The sequence below is a fragment of the Bosea sp. Tri-49 genome (assembly GCF_003952665.1).
Classification (GTDB): domain Bacteria; phylum Pseudomonadota; class Alphaproteobacteria; order Rhizobiales; family Beijerinckiaceae; genus Allobosea.
On the sequence record NZ_CP017946.1, the window covers coordinates 2523631 to 2547042 of the forward strand.

The window sequence follows — 23412 nt, forward strand, 5'->3', positions numbered from 1 at the left end:
ACGCTACGCTCACAACGCTGAAGCGGAATCTCGTCGCAAATGCGGTCCCGGGCGCCGCCTCACAGCTTGCCCATGACCTCCTGGCGGAAGCCATAGACCTCGCGCTTGCCGGCGAGCGCGACAAGCCTGACCTCGCGGGTCTGGCCGGGCTCGAAGCGCACGGCGGTGCCGGCGGGAATATCGAGCCGGAAACCACGGGCCCTGTCGCGCTCGAAGGCGAGCGCCGGATTGGCCTCGAAGAAATGATAGTGCGAACCGACCTGGATCGGCCGATCGCCGGTGTTGGCGACGGTGAGCGTCAGGCTCTCGCGTCCCTCGTTGAGGATGAGATCGCCCGGCAGCGTCGTCACCTCACCCGGCTTCAACCTGCCCTTGGAACCGCGGATCGGCTCGTGAACGGTGACGAGCTTGGTGCCGTCCGGGAAGGTCGCCTCGACCTGGACGTCGTGAAGCATCTCGGCGATGCCATCCATGACCTGATCGGCCGAGAGCACATGGGCGCCGGCCTCCATCAATTCGGCGACCGATTTGCCGTCGCGCGCACCCTCGACCACGAAGTCGGTGATCAGCGCGACGGCTTCGGGATGGTTGAGCTTGACGCCGCGCTCGAGCCTTCGCCTCGCCACCATGGCAGCCATGGCGATGATGAGCTTGTCCTTCTCGCGCGGCGTCAGATTCATGCCTTGACCTTTTCTTTCTCGTCTTCGTCGGCTTCGTCCTCGGAGACTTCGGCGTCGTCCTCTTCCTCGCCGTCCTCGTCCTCTTCGCCTTCCTCTTCCTCGTCCTCTTCGTCTTCATCGTCGAGGGTGGCGTATTCGTAGGCGAACACGATTTCGCCCGTCGCCGGATCGAAGCTGCTCGAGGTCGACTCGTCGAAAGCCTCGATCAGCATCTCGGCATCCTCGGGGCCGTCGACATCGAAGCGGCGCACGGCTTCTTCGCCTTCGCCCTTCAGCGCGAGCTCGATCGCCCAGCCGCGGGAGCCGGTATCATAGACGCATTTCAGTCCCTGGATTGCCAGCATCACGCTCTCCTCAGATTGACCAGGTGCGCGGCAGCGCACGGCCGATCAGATGCCCGAGCAGCATGACGAGGGCGCGACGCAGCGCCTGCGCATCGGCGGAGAGGAGGCGGATCAGAAGGAAGCCATCGAGGATGCCGGCGCCGGCCTCGACCTCGGTGAAGGCCGGATCGTCAGCGAGCAAGGCGCGGATTTCGCCGAGCTTTTCCGGCTGACCAGGCCCCACCGCGAGGACCGTCGCGGCGGCCCGCGCGCCCTGCCCGACCGCCTTGCGACCCAAGGTCGCGTCGATGGCGCCGTCGAGCCTGAGGTCCTCGGCGAAGACCAGCCGGCCGTCGCGACGGATGCGCCAGCGATCACGCAGCTGGCCGCGCGACAGGCTCTCGCCCATGGCGGTGCGGCCGAAATAGAGCGTCTCAGCGGCGATGAAGCCAGCGTCGGCCGCCAGCTCGACATCGAGGCTGCGCGACAGGCGGGAACCGGAGAACAGGATGGTCTCCTGCGGCAGCCAGGCGAGTTCGGCGCCATCAGCAACATCGATCCGGGTCTCGACCCGCGTCTCACTGCCCTGGCTGCGGTAGATCTTTTCCGCCGCCTGCGTCGTCACGACCGCCTGCGCACCGGGATCGAGGGCGATCCGCGTGACGGCGCGGTCGCCGCCCGCCATGCCGCCCGCCGTATTGATCAGCACGGCCTCACAGCGCTCGTCATAGGCCATTGGAAAACGGGCGCGGTAGCCGCCGCTCTCGGCGACCTCCAGCCGCATGCTGCGCGCGCCGACCTTGCCGAAGCGCAGGCGCACGCCGCCATCGGCGCGGACATAGTCCGGCAACAGCGGCTCGGGTGATTGCGGCAGCGCAGGCGCGAACATGGGAGGCGTCGGTCGGCGGAAGGTAGACGCAGTGTTCCGCGCTACCCTTTGCCGGGCAAGTGGCCACGATGCCGCGACTGCCCAAATAACGGGCAGATCGCGGCGCTACGGATGCGCCGCCAGGAAGCGCTCGACCTCATCGCGCGTCGGCGTGCCGGCACGGCCGCCGAAACGGGTGCATTTGATCGCGGCCACCGCCGAGGCGAAGCGGACCGCCTGGCGCTCCCCCTGCCCCTCGGCCAACGCCAGCGCGAAGGCGCCATGCCAGACATCGCCGGCGCCGAGCGTATCGACCGCCTCGATCGGGAAAGCCGGCAGATGGGCGATGCCGCCATTCTCCATGAAGAGCACGCCGCGCGGGCCGAGCGTCACTGCCAGCCAGTTCTCCGCTTCGCGCGCCAACGCTTCCAGCGCCGCCCGCGGCTCCTGCCCGCCCGAGATCTCGCTCAGCGCCTTCTCGCTGAAGGCGACATGGCTGGCGGTGGTCACCATCTCCGGATGGGTCGGCTGCCGGTCGCCATCGATCACGCCGGGCACGCCGGCCTGGCGGGCAAGCTGCAGCGCCGCGAGCGAGCCCTCGCCCCAGCGCGTATCGACCAGCACGCCGTCGACGCCTTCGGGCAGCGCCTCAGGCAGCCAGTCGGTCGTCAGCGGCGTCTTCGGGTCGGTATAGGAGACGACCATGCGTTCGCCCTGGGCGTCGATCAGGATCGAGGAGACCGGCGACCGCAAGCCGGGAAAGCGTGGCGAGAGCGAGGTGTCGACGCCGTCCTGCTGCAATTGGCCGACGATGGTGTCGCCGACCGCGTCGTCGCCTAGGCGCGTCGCCAGCCAGGCCTTGCCGCCGAGTCGGCCGATCGCGGCCGAGCCGCTGCCGGCGCAGCCGCCGCCGGTCACGACCAGATCGCGCGCCCGGTCCTTCTCGCCGGGGTTGGGGACGCGCTCGACGCTGTAGACATAGTCGAGCGTCGCGATACCGAGACAGAAGACGCCGGCCATGCCGCTTAGGCTCCGAACCTGAATTCGCTGATCTGGCGATAGACTTCGCCGGGGCGCAGCACCGTCGCGGGGAAATGCGGGAGATTGGGCGAGTCCGGCACGTGCTGCGGCTCGAGCGCTATGCCGGCGCAGGCGCCATAGGGCACGCCGTCGAGCCCGGAGACGGGCGTATCCAGCTTAAAGCCGTCATAGACCTGCAGCGCCGGCTCGGTCGTCCAGACCTCCATGGCAAGGCCCGAGCGGCGCGAACGCAAGGTCGCGGCATGGGCGAGTTCGAGACCGGTCGCAGCGGCGGGCTCACGACGATCGCGCCGGAGCAGGTAATTGTGATCGTACCAGAAGCGCGAGCCGTCCGGGTTCGTGAAGCGGATCGGCCGGGCTTTGCGGAAATCGAAGGGCGTTCCGGTCACCGGGGCGACCGAGCCGTCCGGGATCAGGTCGGCATCAACCGGCGTGATCAGATTGGCGCGGACCTCGAACTCGTGGTCGAGGATGTCAGGGCCGTCATCGAGGCGGAAATAGGAATGATGCGCCAGATTGACGATCGTCGGCGCGTCGGTCGTGGCGCTGAGCTCGATCCGCAGGGTCGTGGCGCCTACGAGGCTGTAGCGACAGAAGACGTCGAGCGTGCCGGGATAGCCGGCATCGCCATGGGCTGAGACCAGCGCCAAGGTCGCGCTCGCCTCGTCGTGATGCACCAAAGTCCAGGGCCGCTTGCCGAAACCCTGCCCGCCACCATGCAGCGAGTTCCGGCCATGTTCGTTGAGCGGGGCCTGGTATTCGGTGCCATCGACCACGAAGCGGCCGCCGCCGATGCGATTGGCGAAGCGGCCGGCGATCGCGCCCATATGTGGAGAGTGTTTGGGATAGTCGGCTAAGTCGGGAAAACCGAGCACGACGCGCTGGCGCCCGCCATTGGGCAGCGGCACCACGAGATCGCGCAGCACCGCGCCCCATTCCATCACCCGCGCTTCTGCTCCGGAGGCCGAGCGCAGCACGGCCTCGTGGATCGGCGTGCCGTCATCGAGCGTGCCGAACAGCATCTTGGTCAAGGCCAGCCTCCCGCCGCGCCGCCCTTCACCCGAGCGGTCGCGGCTCCCTCGCTAGTCGCAGGTGCGCTGTATGCGCAAGCCCTGCTGCTACGCCTTCACCAAGCCCCGGTATTCGGCATGCTCAGCCACGGCTCAGCCGGCGCCTTCGGCTCGCCCTTCTGCAGGATCTCGATCGAGATGTTGTCGGGCGAGCGGACGAAAGCCATGTTGCCGTCGCGCGGCGGCCGGTTGATGGTGATGCCGGCCTTCATCAGCTTGTCGCAGGTCGCATAGATGTCGTCGACCTCATAGGCGAGATGGCCGAAATTGCGCCCGCCCGTGTAGACCTCCGGATCCCAGTTATAGGTCAGCTCCAGCGTCGGGCGGCCGCGGCTGCCCTGCTCCTTGACCGTGGCGGCATCATCCGGCGCGGCGAGGAAGACGAGGGTGAAACGGCCCTTCTCATTCTCGATCCGGCGAGTTTCGACCAGGCCGAACTTGTTCACGTAGAAATCGAGCGCCGCATCGAGATCGGTGACGCGAACCATGGTGTGGAGATAACGCACTATTCGTCTCCCGGGGTTGATCTGGCTGATGGATCGGGCCAAACCCGCGCCAATCCAAGAGGGTTGGCGCGGAGCTGTCATGAGCGGAACGCAGGATCGCACGCCGAACCCGACGGGCACGGTGTCGCCCGCCGAGGTGGCGCGGGTCAAGCAGAAGGCGGCGATGCTGTCGGTGATCGCCAGCGTCGTGCTGACGCTCGCCAAGTTCGGCGCGGCGATCCTCTCCGGCTCGCTCGCGCTGATGACCGACGCCCTGCAGGGGCTGATCGACATCGGTTCGACGATGTTCACCTGGTTCGCGGTGCGCGCTGCCGACAAGCCGGCCGATGACGAGCACCATTACGGCCACGGCAAGTTCGAGGCGCTGGCGGCTCTGCTCGAGACCGCGATCCTGTTCGGGCTCTCCGGCGCGATCCTATGGGAGGCCGCCAATCGCCTGTGGAGCGGCAGCGAACCCAGTGTCGCGGTGACGCCGCTGGTCATCGGCGTGCTCTTGTTCTCGCTGATGGTCGACGCGACCCGCTGGCGCACGCTGACCATGGTCGCCAAGGAGACCCGCAGCGAGGCGCTCTCGGCCGAAGCGCTGCATTTCGCCACCGACTTCGTCGGTACAGCGCTGGTCCTGCTCGGCCTGATCCTGACGCGGATGGGCGTGCCGATGGCCGACAGCGCGACGGCGCTCGCTCTTGCCGTCTTCATGATCGCCACCGCCGTCAAGCTCGGGCGGCGTACCGTCGACACGCTGATCGATGCCGCACCGAAGGGCGTCGCCGAGCGCCTGCGCGAGGCGGCTCAGGGCGTGCCTGGCGTCGTCAATGTCGAATGGCTGCGGCTGCGGCCTGCGGGTGGTGTCGTGCAGGGCGAGATCGGCATCCAGGTTTCGCGGACCCTGCCGCTCGACCGCGTCAGCGCGATCAAGGACGACCTCTTGCGGGCGCTGGCCGTCGTCGAGCCGGATTCGGCGCTGACCGTCACCGCCAACCCCGTGCAGGTCGACGACGAGACCGCGCTGGAGCGGGTGCTGCTGATCGCGCTGAAGATGAAGGTGCCGGTGCACCATGTCAGCGTCCACACGATCGGCGAGCGGCTCGCCGTCTCGCTCGACATGGAGGTGGACGCGGTGCTGCCGCTCGGCGAAGCGCACGAGATCGCCACGCGGCTGGAGAACGCGATCCGCGCCGAGTTCGGCGGCGAGACCGAGGTCGACACCCATATCGAGCCGATGGAGACCGGCCAGCCTTCCGGCCACAATGCGTCCTGGGAAGTCGTCGAGGCGATCGGCAAGGCGATCGCGCAGGAGGCGGCCGAAGTCGGCGGCCCGATCCGCGACATCCACAGCGTTCGCGTGCGCGAGACCCGCAACGGCCTGGTGGTCAATTACCACTGCCGCGCCGATGCGGCACTCGATGTCGCCGCCGTGCATCGCGCCGTCGACAAGATCGAGCGAAAGGTTCGCGAAGCCCGGCCGGATGTTTGCCGCCTGGTCAGCCATGCCGAGCCGGCGATCACGACCGACAAGCCCTACGCCCTGCCCTGACGACTTTCGCCATCATCTCCGGCCCCATAGATAAGAGCGACTGAAGGAAGCGAGCCTGCCATGCGCGCCGAAGACGCCCCACTGATCCGCCTCGAGGATTATCGCCCCCCCGACTGGCTGATCGACACGGTCGATCTCGACATCGTCCTCGATCCGACACGGACCAGGGTGCGCACGCTGCTGCAGCTGCGGCCGAACCCGGCCGGCCATGCCGGCGCTCCGCTCGTTCTCGACGGTAACGAGTTGACGCCGGATTCCATCCTGCTCGACGAAGTCCCGCTCGATCCGGCCCTGTACTCCCTCTCGCCGCAGGGCCTGACGATCCAGGCACCGCCGGCGCGGGCGTTCTCGCTCAGGATCGAGACCACGCTCGACCCCGGCGCCAACACCAAGCTGATGGGACTTTACCGCTCCAGCGGCGTCTACTGCACGCAATGCGAGGCCGACGGCTTCCGCCGCATCACCTATTTCCTCGACCGGCCGGACGTGATGAGCGTTTATACGGCCAGGCTCGAGGCGGAGAAGGCGCAGGCTCCGGTCTTGCTCTCCAACGGCAACCTCGTCGCGGCTGCCGAATTGCCCGGCGGCGAGCGGCATTTCGCCGTCTGGCACGACCCGCATCCGAAGCCGGCCTATCTCTTCGCGCTGGTCGGCGGGAAGCTCGATCATGTCCGACAGGACTACGTCACCGCCGATGGCCGCAAGGTCGAGCTCGCCGTCTATGTCGAGCCGGGCAAGGCCGGCCGTGCCGGCTGGGCGCTGGATTCGCTGGTGCGCTGCATGCGCTGGGACGAGCGTGTCTTCGGCCGCAACTACGATCTCGACGTGTTCAACGTCGTCGCCGTGTCCGACTTCAACATGGGGGCGATGGAGAACAAGGGCCTCAACATCTTCAACGACAAATATGTGCTGGCCGACCCGCTGACGGCCAGCGACGGCGACTACGCCTCGATCGAGGCGATCATCGCGCATGAGTACTTCCACAACTGGACGGGCAACCGCATCACCTGCCGCGACTGGTTCCAGCTCTGCCTGAAGGAAGGCCTCACCGTCTTCCGCGACCAGGAGTTCTCCTCCGATGAGCGCTCGCGCCCGGTGAAACGCATCGCCGATGTCCGCACCCTGCGTTCGACGCAGTTCTCCGAGGATGCCGGCCCGCTCGCCCATCCGGTCAGGCCGCGCGCCTACAAGGAGATCAACAACTTCTACACGCCGACGGTCTACGAGAAGGGCGCGGAGGTGATCCGCATGCTCAAGGTCCTGATCGGCGAAGACGCCTTCACGCGCGGCATGGACCTCTATTTCGAGCGCTGCGACGGCACGGCTGCGACCATCGAAGAGTTCCTCGACTGCTTCGTCGAGTCTTCCGGTCAGGATCTCGCCCATTTTGCCAGATGGTACGAGCAGGCCGGCACGCCGACGGTGGTCGCCTCCGGCAAATACGACGCGCAGGCGAGGAGCTACACCCTGCAGCTCGCGCAATCGACGCCGGCGACGCCCGGCCAATCCGACAAGCAGCCTGTCGTCATCCCTGTCGCGCTCGGCCTGGTCGGCAAGGGCGGCGATCTGCCACTCACCAGCATCTCGCCGGCACTGAAGGCCGGCGGCGTGGTCGTGCTCGACCAGCCTTCGCTGTCCCTGACCTTCACCGATGTGCAGGAAGCGCCGACGCCGTCGTTGCTGCGCGGCTTCTCGGCGCCGGTCCGGCTCGAACTCGACCTAGGCGACAGCGAGCTCCTGACGCTGTTCACCGCCGACAGCGATTCCTTCAACCGCTGGCAGGCGCTGCAGACCGTGGCGACACGGACGCTGATCCGTGCCGGCAAGGGCGATATGTCCACGCTGGATGCGACTGCGTCAGCGCTGGCCAAGGCACTCTCCGGTTTCCTCGCCGGACCCGCACTGGATCCGGCCTTCGCCGCGCAGGTCTTGCGCCTGCCGGCCCCGGCCGACATCGCCCGCGAGATCGGGCGCGATGTCGATCCTGATATCGTGCAAGGCGCCCACCGCCGGCTCTCGGCTGCGATCGGCGGCGCGCTCGCCAAACAGCTCACAGACCTACGTGTCAGCCTCACCGAACGAGGCCCCTATTCGCCGGCCGCCGCGCCTGCCGGGCGGCGCGCGCTACGCAACGAAGCGCTCGGCCTGATCGCGCTGGGCTCACCCGCTGAGGGCGCACGGCTGGCGCTGGCCCAGTTCGCCGAGGCCGACAACCTGACCGATCGGCTCGCGGCGCTGGCGGCGATGACGCTGATCCCGGGCGCCGAGCGGGAAGATTTGATCACGCGCTTCGGCGAGCTCTACGCCCGCGAGCCGCTCGTGCTCGACAAATGGCTGATGGCGCAGGCACTGATCGCGGAGGACGGCACGCTCACCCGGGTCAAGGGGTTGATGAACCACCCCGCCTTCTCGCTCGGCAATCCCAACCGGGTCCGGGGCCTGATCGGCGGCTTCGCGGCGAACCTCACCCAGTTCAATCGGGCCGACGGCGAAGGCTACGGCTTCATCGCCGACATCGTCATTGCGCTCGACAGGACGAACCCGCAGGTCGCCTCGCGCCTACTCGGTTCGTTCAAGAGCTGGCGCATGCTGGAGCCGAAGCGCCGGGCCAAGGCGGAGGCGGCTTTGCGGATGGTCCAGACCACCCCGAACCTGTCGCGCGACGTCGCAGATATCGCTACCCGCTCGCTGGCCTGAAAGGGCTAGTGACAGGGGCGTTAAGGCCGCTTTGCCTCAAAGGTTAACGAAGTCCTGCGCGTGCAAGATTCAACCGATTCGACACTACAACTCTTGCTTGCAAAGTCGCGCAAAGAACGAAGTTTCCGCTAGACAAAGCGAGTCCTGCGGATTCAACTGACAGTGATTCGGGGATGCGGCACGTCTCCCGATCTTACTGACGGTACATCGCTTCCGAAGGGGGAACGGGCATGACGCGTGCAGACGCGGCTTGCGCACACGTGCGCGCAAATTCGGTGCTGGGCGTAGCACGCTCCCTGACCAATCCGCTCTATCAACGCTTCGAGAAGCTGGAGCCGACCTTCCGGAAAGTCATTCCGGCGCTGGTCGCCGGCTTCGTCCTGCTGCTGGCGATCGGAGCCTACGTCCAGACCAGCGCGCTGCGTGATGATGCGCTCGACGATGCAGCAATGGATCTCGATGCGCTCGCGACATTGCTTGTGCGCGAGATCGATCTAGCCTCGAAGGAAGACAAACGCCCCGAGAGCGCACTCACGACGCTGACCACGAGGCATATCGCCGGCCGCGGCCGCATCGTCTATGTCAGCGACCCGAGCGGTCGGGTTGTCGCCGGAGAGCCGACGGTCGGCGTAAGCGAGCGTAACCTCGTCGACCTGCTTGGTCCCGGGCAGGCGCTGACCGTCTTCGCCGATCGAGCCGGCGTGATGCCGATCACGCTGCCCGGCGGGATCGAGGTCCTCGCTACCGTCCGGAATCTCTCCGCGCCGCTCGGCCAGGTCGCCGTGCTCCATCCGGTCAAGCGTGCTCTTTCGACCTGGGACGAGCGCCGACGCTCGATCCTGGTCCTGTTCGGCTCGGCGGCGATCGTGCTCGCCGGCATCACCGCCGCGTTCGTCCTCCAATCCCGGCGCGCCCGCGCCGCCGACGAGGATTGCGACTGCGTGCGAGACCGCATCGACACCGCGCTCAGCCGTGGCCATTGCGGCCTGTGGGACTGGGACCTGGCCAGGGGCCGGATGTACTGGTCGGATTCGATGTATGCGATGCTCGGCTATAACCGCTCCGGCGAATACATGTCCTTCGGCGAGGTCAACGCCTTCATCCACCCCGAAGACGCCGACCTTTACGGCCTGGCCGATGCGGTCAGCCGTGGCGAGACCAACCATCTCGACCAGGAGTTCCGCGTCCGCAACGCCTCCGGCGAATGGGTCTGGCTCAAGGCCCGGGCCGAGCTGGTCACCGATCGGCGGACCCATGCGCAACACCTCGTCGGCATCGTCGTCGACATCTCGGAGCAGCGCCGCATGGCGGCCCGCACCGCCACGTCCGACGCCCGGCTGCGCGACGCGGTCGAGGCGATCTCGGAGGCCTTCGTGCTCTGGGATGCCGAGCAGAAACTCGTGCTCTGCAATGCCAAGTACCAGCAGTTGCACATGCTGTCGCCGGAACTGATGCGCACCGGCACGAGCTATGAGCAGATCATGAGCCATAGCGCCCAGCCGAGCATCGACCGCGAGCCGGTCCGCAGCTCGCGCCCCGGCTCGGGCAGCCATTCATATGAGGCGAAACTCTCGGACGGGCGCTGGCTGCAGATCAACGGCCGCCGCACCAAGGATGGCGGCTCGGTCTCGGTCGGCACCGACATCACCATGCTGAAGCAGCAGGAGGAGCGCCTGACCCGCTCCGAGCACGAACTGCTCAAGACCGTCACCGATCTCAAGTCGTCGCGGCAGAAACTGGAGGCGCAAGCCCAACAGCTCGCCGAGCTCGCCGAACTCTATCTCGAGCAGAAGGCCTCGGCCGAAACCGCCAACCGCGCCAAATCGGAATTCCTCGCCAATATGAGCCATGAGCTGCGCACACCGCTCAACGCCATCCTCGGCTTCTCCGAGATCATGGATGACGGATTGTTCGGCCCCCTCGGCTCCGAGCGTTATGTCGAATATGTCCGCGATATCCGCTCCAGCGGCGGATACCTGCTCGCAGTGATCAACGACATCCTCAACATGGCCCGTATCGAGGCCGGCAAGATCGAGCTCGAGAAGACGGACGTCGCGCTCGACCTCGTGGTCGGCGAAGCCATCAACTGTCATCGCGAGGCGATCGCGCACAAGCGGCTCTCCCTCACCAGCGATATCGGCAGCGATCTGCGCCTCGAGGCGGACTCGCACGCTCTCTTCCAGATCGTCGGCAACCTCGTCGACAACGCCATCAAGTTCACGCCCGAGGGCGGCCAGATCGCGGTGCGCGTCAAGCCGGCGCCCGACGCACTCAACCTCTATGTCGAGGATTCCGGCATCGGCATTCCGCGCGAAAAACTCGGCCGCATCGGCCGCCCGTTCGAGCAGGTCGAGGGCGAGCTGGCGCGCAGTCATGGCGGCTCCGGCCTCGGCCTCGCCATCGCCCGCTCGCTCGCGGAGCTGCATGGCGGCTCGCTCCGGATCCGCTCGATCATGGGCTCGGGCACGATCGTGATGGTCCATCTGCCGCTGCGGCACAAGACCGACGAGGCGATCGCGGCAGCGGCCTAAGCCCATTCCACGGGATAGTGGTGACCGCTCGATGCCGCGAAACCTCACGGTATTCTTAAGCGCCGCTTAACCCAGCAACTTGACGAAGCCTCAACCCAGCGGGGGCAAGCCTGCCCCGAGCAGTCGCGCCGACCCACCAGCCGGTGCGTGTCCCGGGGTTAGAGCAATGCAAGCCCATCTCGCATCCGACGGCCCGCGGGCCGGGCGAAAGGCGGACGGCGCGCTGAGGCGCTCGTCGATTGCGACGATCGCCTTCCTCGCCGTGATGATCGCGCTGGTCATGTCTGGCTTCGTTTACATCAGCCACCAGCAGACATTGGTGGAAGAGGTGCGCAAGAGTACCAGGACCTTGCGCGTCGCACGCCAGGCGGTGATGGAAACCGGTGCCGCCGTCGCCGATCTGATGATCCGACACGACAGCGAGCCCAAGCTGCTCAACTACGCCAGGGCGCTCAACTGGCTGAACACATTCCCTGAAGACAATTTCCCCAGGACCGCCTTGCGCAGGACGGAAGAGGTTCCGACGAGCACTATCCTGACGGCACTCAAGGCCGGCTGGGCCGACACGGTCTCGGCGGTCGTCGCAAAGCAGTCCGAGATCGCGCAATCGCTTTATGTGGCCCGCGAGGTCCAACCCAACACGGCGATCCTCACCGCCGCGATCCTGGCCGACCTGACCAGGAAAGAAGCGATAGAGGCATCGCTCAATCGCAGGATCGCCGGCGCGACGAGCATCGTGCTGGGCCTGCAGATCATGACGGGCGCCTTCTGCATCCTCGCCTTCCTCGGCGCTTCGCGCAGCAGTGCGCGTGACGCCAGGGCGCGCGACCTGGCGGTCGGCAGTGCGAACGCATCGCGCGAGCAGGTCTCGCGCCTGTTCGAGATGACCGAGATGCTGCAGAGCGCTCTGGACCTTGGCGATGCCAATGCAGTGCTGCGCGCGGCCGCGGCCGATCTCGTCCCCGACCTCGGCGGCGCACTCTATGTCTTCAGCAACTCGCGCGACCGTCTCACGCTGTCGACCACCTGGGGACGCCCGGACCGCGAAGCCTTGCCGGATGCGATCGGACTGCAGCAATGCTGGGCGTTGAAGCGCGGCAAACCGCACATCAACCACCCCAACTCGCACAAGCTCCGCTGCGAGCACTGCAACGTCAGCGACTACGCCCTGGAGATCCCGATGATCGCCCGCGGCGAGATTCTCGGCCTTCTGCAGATCTATTGCGACGGCGACCGGGCCGAGGAGCGCCTCAAGGACGTGGCAAGCATCGGCGCAGCGCTCGCCGACGCGATGTCGCTCGCGCTGTCGAACATCGCCTTGCGCGACAAGCTGCGCAGCCAGGCCCTGCGTGACCCGCTGACCGGCCTCTACAATCGCCGCTATATGGAAGATGCGCTCGAGCGCGTCGTCCGCCTGGCAGAGCGCGAGAAGACCGAGGTCTCGGTGATTATGATCGATCTCGATCACTTCAAGCGCCTCAACGACCAGCACGGTCATGCCAAGGGCGATGCCGTGCTGCGCGATACGGCCGCCGCTATCACCAACCAGCTGCGAGAGACCGATATCGCCTGCCGCTATGGCGGTGAAGAACTGATCGTGGTGCTGCCAAATTGCGGGCTGGAGATGGCAGCGGCGAAGGCCGAGGGCATCAGGGTCAGCGTCGAAGCCCTGTCGGAGCCGAATGGCGCCCAGATCTCTGCCTCCCTCGGCGTCGCCTGCGCGCCCGTCACCTCTAATTCCACGCGCGAGCTGCTCACCAATTCCGACGCCGCGCTCTATCGCGCGAAGCAGGAGGGCCGGAACCGGGTCGTGCGGGCGCCTGTCCAGAAATCCAAAGGCTCGCGGCCGGAGCCGGTCGAGCCGCAGACCAAGCTGAACGCAGCGGAATAACGCCGGAGCGGCAATCAGGCCGCGCGCGCACCGCCCAGCAGGCGCTTGAAGATCGCGCGCACAGCACCGCGTGTCTCGTCGAGCTCGGCCTTCAACATCTTGGCATCCGGCAGGCCGACCGCCGTCGCGATCCGGCGCAGGACGCGATCCGGCACGGCCTTGGGATCGAAGTTTTCCTCCACCGCGAAGCGTTGCCAGAGCTGGACGTCACCGATGAAGCGAGCCGCGCCCGCCAGCCGTTCCGCATCCTCGGCTGCGATGACACCGTTGTCGCGCGCCGCAATGAAGACACCTGCCGTGGTGCGGGCGAGAAGTTGCGGGTAGTCGTGGCCATGGGCGAGCACCAGGAACTGCGCCAGGAAATCGAGATCGGTCAGCCCGCCGGCAGCGAGCTTGAGATCCCAGGGATCGCTCTCGCCCTTCTCCTTGGCGATCAGCGCCCGCATCTCAGCGACGGCCGCGGCGACCTTGGCCGGATCGCGCTTGCGTAGCAGGATCTCCCGGATCGCGGCCTCGACCTTCGCCTTGAGATCAGCATCACCGGCAACGACGCGAGCGCGGGTCAGCGCCATCTCCTCCCAAATCTCGGCTTCACCCTGATGATAGGCCCTGAAGCCTTCGAACTGCGTCGCTGCCGGGCTCTTGTTGCCGGAGGGGCGCAGCCGCATATCGACCTGATAGAGCGTGCCGCGCCGGGTCGGCACGGTCAGCGCCGCGACGAGACGCTGGGTGAAACGGACATGCCAGGTGACGGGATCGAGCGGACGCCCGCCATCGCTGGCCTCGGCGTCCTCCGGCCGCCCATAAAGCAGCATGACGTCGAGATCGGATGAGGGCGTGAGTTCACCGGCGCCGAGCCGCCCCATGCCGAGCACCACGGCCTCAGCGCCCGCAACAAGGCCATGGTCGGCGGCGAAGGCGGCGCGGGTATCGTCGAAAGCGGTGCGGATACAGGCCTCGGCGACCGCGGCATAGCCTTGCGCCGCCTGTTCGGCATTAACCACACCGGAGAGCAGCCGGGCGCCGACCAGGAAGTTCTCCTGCCGCGCGGCGTCGCGCATGCGGTCGAGCCCGTCCTCGACGCTGGGCGGCGGCGTGCCGACCATGGCGCGCACGCGCTGCGCCACCCGCTCGGCATCATGCCGCGGGGCGCTGAAGGCCGGGTCGATCACCGCATCGAGCACATGCGGATAGAGCGCCGCGACCTTGGCGAGACGCGGCGCGCTGCCGAGGATCTCGGCGAAGAGCTGCAGCAGGGCCTCGTGCGAGCGCAGCAGGGTCAGCAGTTCGACCGCGGCCGGCATGCGCACGAAGGCATTGTCGAGATGGGCGAGCGCGCCGTCCGGATCGGTGGTGCGGCCGAGCGCGACGAGGAGCGCCGGCGTCAGCTCGGTCAAAACCTCGCGAGCACGGGCGCTGGTGACGGCGGCGCGGCGGCCGAAATGCCAGCCGCGCACTGTCTCGGCCGCAACCGCCGGCTGGCGGAAGCCGAGCTTGCCCAGCGTCGCCAGGGTCTCGGGATCGTCCTGTGTGCCGGTGAAGGAGAGCGAGCCGGCCTCGCTGGCGAGGCTTGGAGCATCTTCGAACAACAAGGCATAGTGACCCTCGACGCGTCTTGCATGCGCCTCCAGATCCTTGCCGAAGGCCTTGGCCGCGGGATAGCCGCAGAAGCGGGCGAAGGCGTCGAGATCGGCGGCGTCCGTCGGCAGGGTCTGCGTCTGCTCGTCATGGCGCATCTGCAGCCGGTGCTCGATGGTGCGCAGCCAGCAATAGGATTCCGTCAGCTCGTCGCGCGCTTGCGGGCTGATCCAGTTCTCCCTGGTGAGCTCGCCCAGCATGTCGAGCGTGCGCGGACCGCGCAGCGCCGGGCGCCTTCCGCCGAAGACGAGCTGCTGGGTCTGGACGAAGAACTCGATCTCGCGAATGCCGCCGCGGCCGAGCTTGACGTTGTGGCCGGACAGGCTGAGCGTTTCGAAGCCCTTCACCGACTGGATCTGGCGCTTCATCGCATGGATGTCGGCGATGGCGGCGAAGTCGAAATATTTGCGCCAGATGAAGGGGGCGAGATCGGCGATGAAGCGGCGGCCGAGATCGAGATCGCCGGCGACGGGCCGCGCCTTGATCATCGCGGCGCGTTCCCAGTTCTGGCCGACGGTCTCGTAATAGGCATAGGCCGTCGGCAAGGCGACCGCGACATGGGTCGAGCCCGGATCGGGCCGCAGGCGCAGGTCGACGCGAAAGACATAGCCGTCCGGCGTGCGTTCCTGGATGATGCGGGCGATCTGCTGGGTGAGCTTGACGAAGAAGCTCGTGGGCTCGCCGACGCCGGCTGCCTCGGCCATCTCCGGATCGAAGAAGACGACGATGTCGATGTCGGAGGAGTAGTTCAGCTCGCCGGCACCATGCTTGCCGAGCGCAAGCACGACGAGGCCCGAGCCCTTCCCAGGTTCAGCCGGGTCGGGGAGCTCGATCCGGCCGAGGCCGGCGGCCTGATGCAGCGCATGCTCGCTGGCGAGCTTAACCGCCATGTCGGCGGTGGCACTGAGTGCCGCGGTGACCGTCTCCACCGGCCAGACGCCGCCGATATCGGCGAGCGCCAGCAGGAGCGCCATCGCCTGCCGGAAACGGCGCAGTTCGCGCATCAGATCGGCGGTCGCGGTCTCCGGCGTGGCGAAGGCGGCAATGCCGGCGAGCAGCGCATCGCGGCGCTCGCCGGGATCAGTGGTCAGCGAGGCGAGCAACCCCTCCGGATCACGCCGCATGATCTGGGTCAGGAAGGGCGAATGGGCGAGGATGCCCGCGACCAGCGCAGCCGATGCCTCATTGCCCGCAAGATGGGCGGCGAGCTGTTCGCCGGCTTCGGTATCGAACAGGCGCTCGATCAGATCCTCGCGCCAGAGCGCCTCGACCTTGCCGCGCGCCGGCAGGATCGGGGCCGTCTTCAGGCGTTCACATAACGGCTCGCCCACCCTGACCTCCGCAGCGACCAGCCTTCGATCAGGCCGACTGAAACCCTGCCCCGTTCGGCTGCGATGTCGAGCCCGCAGTCACCTCCGCAGCAGGCCTGTCCACAGAAGGCGGCGCAACCGGCAGCAACATCACGACATCGAGCCCCGGCGCATTGTCCGACAGGCGGATCGCACCGCCGTGCAAATGCGCGACCGCCGAAGCGAGCGCGAGCCCGAGTCCGAAACCCGGCTTCGTACGGCTTTGGTCGAGCCGGACGAAGCGCTCCAGGACGCGGCCGCGATCGGCCTCGGGGATACCGGCACCATGATCGGCGACACCGAGCTCGATCGTTTCGCCGATACGCTTTGCGGTGACCGCCACGGTCGGCGGGGCATCGCCTTCCGGCTTGCCGTATTTCAGCGCGTTGTCGATCAGATTGGCCAGCGCCTGGCCGATCAGCTCGCGATTGCCGGTGAGCGACAGGGCGGGCTCGACCGAGGCGGACAGAGTGAGCCCCGCCTCCTCGGCGAGTGGTTCGTAGAGTTCGGAGAGCCCATCGACGATCTCGGCGAGGTCGAGCGGCGCCATGCTATCGCTGATCTGCCGTGTCTCGAGCCGCGCGATCATCAGGAGTGCGTTGAACACGCGGATGAGCCCATCCGCCTCCTCGATCGCGCCGTCGAGCGCCGCGCGCAGTTGCTCGGGCGACTGCGCCGTGCGCAAGGCCTCCTCGGCACGGTTGCGCAGGCGGGTCAACGGCGTCTTGAGGTCGTGGGCGATGTTGTCCGAGACCTGCTGCATGCCGCTCATCAGCTCGCCGATACGGTCGAGCATGGCATTCAGATTCTCGGCCAGCCGGTCGAGCTCGTCGCCGGTGCCGGCAATGGCGAGCCGGCCCTTGAGGTCGCCGGCCATGATCGAGCGGGCCGTGTCGTTCATGCCGTCGATGCGCTTCAGCACGCGCCGCGCCACGAACCAGCCGGCGAAGCAGCCGAGCACGACGACGAGCAGGAACGACCAGGCAGCAGCTCGCTTGATCACGACGCGCAGGCGCTCGCGCTCCTCGACATCGCGGCCGACCAGCAGGCGAAAGCCCGCAGGCAGCATGAAGACGCGGACGATGGCATGGTTGGTCTGGTCGAGCGCTTCGGAGGAGCGGGCGTACTCGATCTCGCTCTCGCCCTGGCGGTCGAGCGTGCCTGGCGGCAGCGCCTCGATATTACCGGCGATACGTTCGCCCAGCGGGGTAGTGACGAGATAGAGCGAGGCGCCCGGTCCGCGCGAGCGTCGCTCGATAACCTGGACGAGCCGCCTAATACCGCCGAGACGCTGCTGCTCGGCCAGGCCCTGGATCTCGGCGTCAATGGTCGAGCGGATCTGGTCGTCGAGCAGGTTCTTGGCATTCCAGGCGACATAGCCCAGCACGAAGACGGCAAAGAGCGCGAAGACGACGAGATAGAGCGCCGTCAGCTTGAAGGCCGTTGTACGGACGAGGTGCGGCAGGAAGCGCAGGCGACCGGACGACGCTCCGGCTTCCGGGGCCCGGCGATCAGCGAGCTGAGTCACGGACCATGTATCCCGCGCCGCGGATGGTATGGATCATCGGGTGCTCGAAACCCTTGTCGACCTTGGAGCGCAGCCGCGAGACATGCACGTCGATGACGTTCGTCTGCGGATCGAAGTGATAATCCCAAACGTTCTCGAGCAGCATGGTGCGGGTCACCACCTGTCCGGCATGCTTCATCAGATATTCGAGCAGCCGGAACTCGCGCGGCTGCAGCACGATTTCCTCGCCGCCGCGAGTGACGCGATGTGCCAGCCGGTCGAGCAGGAGATCGCCGACGCGATAGGTGGTCGGTTCGGAGGCCGGCGCGCCACGGCGACGCGACAGCACTTCGACGCGTGCGAGTAGCTCGGAGAAGGCGTAGGGTTTGGGCAGGTAATCGTCGCCGCCGGCACGCAGGCCCTTCACCCGGTCGTCGACTTGGGCGAGCGCGGAGAGGATCAGCGCCGGCACCGTCTCGCCCTGCTCGCGCAGCGAGCGGATTACCGAGAGCCCGTCCATGCGCGGCAGCATGCGGTCGACGACGAGCACGTCGTAGCCGCCGCCTTGGGCCATGGCGTAGCCCTCGAGGCCGTCAGGGGCATGGTCGGCGACATGGCCGGCCTCGCGAAAGGCCTTGACCAGATAGGCTGCCGCCTCGGCATCGTCTTCAACGATCAGGAGTCGCATGGCGGCAACCTAACCCAAGGAAATGAAAAGCGGCAGGCCGGAGGTGACGATCCGACCTGCCGCCGTGGCGGCTGGCATTCCCGGCAGGGGGCGACGTGACAACCGGGAGAAACCATCCGCCCGGACGATGCACTTGCAGATGAACTGAACGCTACGCGCAAGAGCATGCCCGATCTGGATAGGCCCGGGTCAGGCCGCCGGCTGGCGACCGACCTCGAAGGCGATCTCGCGCTCCTTGCCGTCGCGCCAGATGGTCAGGCTCGTCTTGGCGCCGGGCGCGAAGGTTGCGATCTTGCGCGAGAGTTCGCGGGCATCGGTGATCCTTTCGCCGTTGACGGCGAGGATGGTGTCGCCGCGCTTCAGGCCGGCCTTGGCCGCTGGGCCGTTGGCCTGCGCCTCGGCGATCAGCGCGCCCTTGGCATCCTTCAGGCCGATCGCGTCGGCGACCTCGGCCGTGACCGGCTGGATCTGCACGCCGATGAAGCCGCGGGCGACCGAGCCGTGCTCCTTGAGCTGCTCGACGACGCTCTGGACGGTGGCGGCGGGAATCGCGAAGGCGATGCCGACATTGCCGCCCGAGGGCGAGTAGATCGCGGTGTTGACGCCGACGACCTCGCCCTTCTGGTTGAAGGTCGGACCGCCGGAATTGCCGCGATTCACCGCCGCGTCGATCTGCAGGAAGTCATCATAGGGGCCGGAGCCGATGTCGCGCCCCTGGGCCGAGACGATGCCCGCGGTCACGGTGCCGCCGAGGCCGAACGGATTGCCGACCGCCAGCACCCATTCGCCGGTGCGCGGCTTACCCGCAGCGAGCTGGACAAAGGGGTAGTTTCCGGACTCGTTGACCTTGAGCAGCGCCAGATCGGTGCGGGGATCGGTGCCGATCACCTTGGCCGAGAGCGTCTTGCCGCTATCGGTGACGAGCTGGACCTCTGCCGCGTTGGCGACGACGTGGTTGTTGGTGACGACGTAGCCGTCCTGACTGACGAAGAAGCCCGAGCCCTGCGAGAGCTGGACGCGCGGCTGCTGCTGCGGTCCGCGCGGACCCGAGCCCTCCTCGCCGAAGCGGCGGAAGAAGCGCTCGAGCGGATGGCCGGGGGGCAAGCCCTCGATACCGGCCGGGCCGCTCTCCTCGCCGGCGCTGGCGACGACCTTGGCCTTGACGCGGACCGAGACGACGGCGGGCTTAACCCGGTCGACCACGTCGGCGAAGGACGGCAGCTGCGTCTGCTGCAGGCCGGAGAGCTGGATCGGCTGCGCATTGGCGGCGCCGTGAGTGTTCAGGAAGTTGTCGGCGAGACCGGCCATCAGGCCGATGCTGAGCGTCGCCGCGCCGGCGACGAGCGCGCCGCGCTTCAGGATCGAGCGGGTGGTGGCGGGCGAGCGAGTGGCGGTGTCGGGGGTGTTGTTTTCTTGGGTGGTCATGGTTCTCACCTCGATGCGGGAGGCAGGGCCTTCCCTGCTTCGTGAGGTGGACCATGACGGGCAGTGCCTTACCCGGATTTCGCCCGATGATGACAGTTTCGTAAGGTTGGCGAGGCGCCGGGCGGGAACCCGCTTGACGCCGGCTCGCTCGCAATGCTCCCTACTGTCGATGCGCGCGATAAGAGCAGGCCAAAATGAAATATATGATTGGTTGTATCGCTCTCGCCGCATTAGTGCTGGCCGAAGAAGGCGCCCTGGCGCAAAGCATGTCCGCCTATGAAACCGGGGTACGTCTCGCACAGCGCCGCGGCTATGATAATGTCGAATGCTATGGGCGGGTCTTCGCCAGGTATGCTGTGGTCGTCGAAAGAGCCGACGGGCGGAGAGGCTGGCTCGCCGCCTCGACACAGGCCTACAACGCCGAGCTGCAGCGCCGCTGCGGCGTCGACCGGCTCGGTGACCTGAGGCAGAGGCGACAGCAGTCGGGTCCGGTCACATCGCAATATCGTGGCGGGGCTTACCAGGCCGGCCTCAGGATCGCAGCGAAACGAGGCTATTCCGGCCCCGCGGCTGCTTGCTTTGCGCGGGTTTTCGCCAATCAGGCCAGCGTTGGCCCGTCCTCGCTACGTGCCGGCCGGATGACGTGGGGCGCCTATCTCACGCCGTCGATCAGTGGCGAAATGCACCGGCAGTGCGGTATCTCGGTCTGAGCCTGCTCAGGAATCGCCGCGCTTCATCAGTTCGTCCAGCCTCGCCTGCTCTTCGGCAGTGAGTGCAGCGCTGGCCGGAGCAACGCTCCGATTGCGCCTGCGCCAGAGGAAGACGGCTCCGGACAGCACGATCAGGAAGGGCGCGGCCCAGAGCGCGATCGTGCGCGCATTCATCGGTGGGCGCAGCAGGACGAAGTCGCCATAGCGCGCGACGACGAAATCGATCACCGCCCCGTCGCTGTCGCCGGCCGTCAGCCGCTCGCGCACCAGGATGCGCAGATCTTTGGCGAGGGGCGCATCGGAATCGTCGATCGACTGGTTCTGGCAGACCAGGCAGCGCAGGCCGGAGGAAATCCCCCGCGCGCGCTGTTCCAGCGCCGGGTTCTTCAGCACCTCGTCGGGCTGCACGGCTGCAGCCGGAGCCGAGAACGCCGATAGCCCGACCAGGAGGAGCAGGACGGCACGCATCGGGCTCACTCGGCCGGCTGCGGAAGCGCGGACGGTGCCGCGACCCGACGCGGCGCAGCCAACCGGAAGCGCCGGTCGGTGAGCGAGAGCCCACCACCCGCCGCCATCACCAGCGCGCCGATCCAGATCAGGAGGATGAGCGGCTTGTCGTGCAGCTTGACCGCGATTGCGCCGCTGGCATCGGGCTCGCCCAGGCTGATATAGGCCTGCCCTAGCCCCACGGTGCGGATGCCTGCCTCGGTGGTCGGCATGGCGCGCGCCGTATAGATGCGCTTCATCGCCTCGACCGGCTCCAGCTCGCGGCCATCGGCAACGATGCGGAAGCGGGCCGCATCCTCGCGATAATTCGGGCCGGTACGCGGCGTCACCGCTTCCAGCGTTACGGTGTAGCGGCCGCTGGTCAGGCTCTCGCCGACCTTGAGCATGCCGATCGCCTCGGTTCCCCAGGCAGTGGCGGCGATCCCGATCACACTGATGCCGACGCCGGCATGGCCGAGGGCCGTGCCCCAGGCCGAACGCGGCAGGCCCTTCGCCCGCGACAGGATTGCCGATGCGCCGCTGGCGCGGCCGACGACACGTTCGCCAACTTCCCAGAACGCTCCGACAACGAGAAAGACGCCGAGCCCGATGCCAAGCGGCGCCAGCACAGGGCCGCCTCGCACGAAGGCGAAGATCGCCAGCGTGGTGATCACGCCGACCCCGAAGGCAACCTGCGCGCGCTGGGCGGCACCGAGCAGGTCGCCGCGCTTCCAGGCAAGCGTCTGGCCGATCGGCAGCAGCAGCAGGAGCGGCACCAGCAGCGGCACGAAGGTGGCGTTGAAGAAGGGCGGGCCGACCGAGATCTTGTCGCCGGTCACCATCTCAAGCACGAGCGGATAGAGCGTGCCGATGAAGACAGTGGCGCAGGCCGTCGCCAGGAAGAGGTTGTTGACGACGAGCGCGCTCTCCCGTGAGACCGGCGCGAACAGGCCGCCCTGCTTCAAGAGCGGTGCGCGCCAGGCGAACAGCGCCAGCGAGCCGCCGATGAAGGCGATCAGGATGCCGAGGATGAACAGGCCGCGCTGCGGGTCGCTGGCGAAGGAGTGGACCGAGGTCAGCACGCCGGAGCGGACGATGAACGTGCCGAGCAGCGAAAGCGAGAAGGTCAGGATGGCGAGCAGGATCGTCCAGACCTTGAGCGCGTCGCGCTTCTCCATCACCACGGTCGAGTGGATCAGCGCCGTGCCGGCGAGCCAGGGCATCAGCGAGGCGTTCTCGACCGGGTCCCAGAACCACCAGCCGCCCCAGCCGAGCTCGTAATAGGCCCAGTAGGAGCCCATGGCGATGCCGAGCGTCAGGAAGGTCCAGGCCAGCAAGGTCCAGGGGCGGACGGCGCGGGCCCAGACCGCATCAATCTTGCCCTCGATCAACGCCGCGACGGCGAAGGCATAGGTGATCGAGAAGCCGACATAGCCGACATAAAGCAGCGGCGGATGGATCGCGAGGCCGAGATCCTGCAGGATCGGGTTGAGGTCCTGCCCTTCCCCCGGCGCGGGAACGAGCCGCCGGAACGGGTTCGAGGTCAGCAGCGTGAAGGCGAGGAAGGCAACGCTGACGCTGCCCTGCGCGGCCAGCGTTCCAGCCCGCAATTTCACCGGCAGCGAACGCCGCGACAATGCGACAAGTGCACCGAACAGCACGAGGATGAGGACCCAGAGCAGCATCGAGCCCTCATGGTTCCCCCAGACTGACGTCAGCTTGTAGATCAGCGGCTGCGTCGAGTGTGAATTGGCCGCGACGTTCTCGACCGAGAAATCCGACGCCACATAGGACGCCATCAGGCAGCCGAAAGAGAGCGCGACCAGCAGGAAGCAGGCAATCGCCGCCGCCGGGCCGACCGAGGCAAGGGCTGGGTCGTTCCGGCTCACGCCCCAGAGCGGCACGATCGTCTGGACGACCGCGACACCGAGCGCTAGCGCCAAAGCGAAATGACCGATCTCGACGAACACAGGCGCGGCCCTATTTCGTGGCCGGCGCAGCGGATGCGCCGGGCTTGGTTTCGCCGGCCTGCCAATGGCCCTGCTTCTTCAGCGCGTCGGCGACCTCGCGCGGCATATAGGTCTCGTCATGCTTGGCGAGAACGGAATCGGCGCGGAACCGCCCCGGCCCCTCGAGCACGCCCTCGGTGACGACACCCTGCCCTTCGCGGAAGAGGTCGGGCAGCAAGCCGGTATAGCTGACCATGGTCCTGGTCTTGCCGTCGGTGACGGCGAAGCTGACGCGCTGATTGGCACCACGCTCGACCGAGCCGGTCTCGACCAGGCCGCCGAGACGCAGGCGCGTACCGGGCGTGAGGCCTTTCTCGACGATCTCGGTTGGGCCGTAGAAGAAGACGATCGAATCCCGCAGCGCATAGGCGACGAGGCCGGCAGCGAGGCCGAGGACGACGCCGGCCGAGGCGATCACGACGAGGCGGCGCTGCTTGCGGGTCAAGCGCTTGCGCG

The 23412-nt window shown here is 67.3% G+C and carries 18 protein-coding genes; 5 read left to right on the forward strand and 13 right to left on the reverse strand.

The window, feature by feature from the left end; all coding sequences use genetic code 11:
* Positions 1–59: 59 nt before the first annotated feature.
* From BLM15_RS12475 to BLM15_RS12495, 6 genes are all read right to left on the reverse strand, one after another.
* Positions 60–680 (reverse strand): urease subunit gamma, encoded by a 621-nt coding sequence (locus BLM15_RS12475; protein WP_126113062.1) that lies wholly within the window; start codon positions 678–680, stop codon positions 60–62.
* A complete protein-coding gene (locus BLM15_RS31630) occupies positions 677–1024 on the reverse strand; it encodes a hypothetical protein (RefSeq protein WP_129267009.1) in 348 nt (115 codons plus the stop codon). The genes BLM15_RS12475 and BLM15_RS31630 overlap by 4 nt, the downstream gene beginning before the upstream one ends.
* A gap of 10 nt (positions 1025–1034) precedes the next feature.
* On the reverse strand, positions 1035–1892 hold the full coding sequence (locus tag BLM15_RS12480; protein ID WP_126113063.1) for an urease accessory protein UreD: 858 nt from the start codon (positions 1890–1892) through the stop codon (positions 1035–1037).
* Between the two features lie 105 nt (positions 1893–1997).
* Positions 1998–2891, reverse strand: coding sequence for a PfkB family carbohydrate kinase (locus tag BLM15_RS12485; RefSeq protein ID WP_126113064.1), 894 nt, complete (start codon positions 2889–2891; stop codon positions 1998–2000).
* Positions 2892–2896: 5 nt separating this feature from the next.
* Positions 2897–3934 carry an aldose epimerase family protein gene (locus BLM15_RS12490; RefSeq protein ID WP_126116150.1) on the reverse strand — a complete coding sequence of 346 codons (1038 nt, stop codon included), beginning with the start codon at positions 3932–3934 and terminating at the stop codon, positions 2897–2899.
* Positions 3935–4038: 104 nt separating this feature from the next.
* Positions 4039–4488: a VOC family protein gene (locus BLM15_RS12495; protein WP_126113065.1), complete on the reverse strand. Its 450-nt coding sequence runs from the start codon at positions 4486–4488 to the stop codon at positions 4039–4041.
* Positions 4489–4567: 79 nt separating this feature from the next.
* Here BLM15_RS12495 and BLM15_RS12500 point away from each other — a divergent pair, with 79 nt between their 5' ends.
* The 4 genes from BLM15_RS12500 to BLM15_RS12515 all read left to right on the forward strand — a co-directional run bounded on the left by BLM15_RS12500 (position 4568) and on the right by BLM15_RS12515 (position 13144).
* Positions 4568–6025, forward strand: a complete 1458-nt coding sequence (locus BLM15_RS12500; protein WP_126113066.1) for a cation diffusion facilitator family transporter — start codon at positions 4568–4570, stop codon at positions 6023–6025.
* Between the two features lie 60 nt (positions 6026–6085).
* The gene (pepN, locus tag BLM15_RS12505; RefSeq protein ID WP_126113067.1) at positions 6086–8722 is read left to right on the forward strand and encodes an aminopeptidase N; all 2637 of its coding nucleotides are present in this window, start codon (positions 6086–6088) and stop codon (positions 8720–8722) included.
* A gap of 230 nt (positions 8723–8952) precedes the next feature.
* Positions 8953–11253, forward strand: coding sequence for a PAS domain-containing sensor histidine kinase (locus BLM15_RS12510; protein WP_126113068.1), 2301 nt, complete (start codon positions 8953–8955; stop codon positions 11251–11253).
* Between the two features lie 166 nt (positions 11254–11419).
* Positions 11420–13144, forward strand: a complete 1725-nt coding sequence (locus BLM15_RS12515) for a GGDEF domain-containing protein (RefSeq protein WP_126113069.1) — start codon at positions 11420–11422, stop codon at positions 13142–13144.
* Positions 13145–13158: 14 nt separating this feature from the next.
* Here BLM15_RS12515 and BLM15_RS12520 read toward each other — a convergent pair whose 3' ends face one another.
* From BLM15_RS12520 to BLM15_RS12535, 4 genes are all read right to left on the reverse strand, one after another.
* Complete coding sequence (locus BLM15_RS12520; protein WP_236846647.1) at positions 13159–16113, reverse strand: bifunctional [glutamine synthetase] adenylyltransferase/[glutamine synthetase]-adenylyl-L-tyrosine phosphorylase; 2955 nt, start codon at positions 16111–16113, stop codon at positions 13159–13161.
* A 28-nt stretch (positions 16114–16141) separates the two neighbouring features.
* The gene (locus BLM15_RS12525) at positions 16142–17659 is read right to left on the reverse strand and encodes a HAMP domain-containing sensor histidine kinase (protein WP_442859442.1); all 1518 of its coding nucleotides are present in this window, start codon (positions 17657–17659) and stop codon (positions 16142–16144) included.
* The gene (locus tag BLM15_RS12530; RefSeq protein ID WP_126113070.1) at positions 17643–18326 is read right to left on the reverse strand and encodes a response regulator transcription factor; all 684 of its coding nucleotides are present in this window, start codon (positions 18324–18326) and stop codon (positions 17643–17645) included. The genes BLM15_RS12525 and BLM15_RS12530 overlap by 17 nt, the downstream gene beginning before the upstream one ends.
* 189 nt (positions 18327–18515) lie before the next feature.
* Positions 18516–19751: a trypsin-like peptidase domain-containing protein gene (locus BLM15_RS12535; RefSeq protein WP_335904829.1), complete on the reverse strand. Its 1236-nt coding sequence runs from the start codon at positions 19749–19751 to the stop codon at positions 18516–18518.
* Between the two features lie 266 nt (positions 19752–20017).
* On the opposite strand from BLM15_RS12535, the gene BLM15_RS12540 reads away from it, so the two are divergent.
* The gene (locus tag BLM15_RS12540; protein WP_126113071.1) at positions 20018–20461 is read left to right on the forward strand and encodes a hypothetical protein; all 444 of its coding nucleotides are present in this window, start codon (positions 20018–20020) and stop codon (positions 20459–20461) included.
* Between the two features lie 6 nt (positions 20462–20467).
* Here the strand turns inward: BLM15_RS12540 and BLM15_RS12545 are convergent, their stop codons facing one another.
* From BLM15_RS12545 to ccmE, 3 genes are read right to left on the reverse strand one after another with little or no spacing between them, the layout of a single operon-like run.
* A complete protein-coding gene (locus BLM15_RS12545; protein ID WP_126113072.1) occupies positions 20468–20929 on the reverse strand; it encodes a cytochrome c-type biogenesis protein in 462 nt (153 codons plus the stop codon).
* Between the two features lie 5 nt (positions 20930–20934).
* On the reverse strand, positions 20935–22917 hold the full coding sequence (locus BLM15_RS12550; protein WP_126113073.1) for a heme lyase CcmF/NrfE family subunit: 1983 nt from the start codon (positions 22915–22917) through the stop codon (positions 20935–20937).
* Between the two features lie 10 nt (positions 22918–22927).
* Positions 22928–23401, reverse strand: a complete 474-nt coding sequence (gene ccmE / locus BLM15_RS12555; RefSeq protein WP_126116154.1) for a cytochrome c maturation protein CcmE — start codon at positions 23399–23401, stop codon at positions 22928–22930.
* Positions 23402–23412 lie beyond the last annotated feature (11 nt).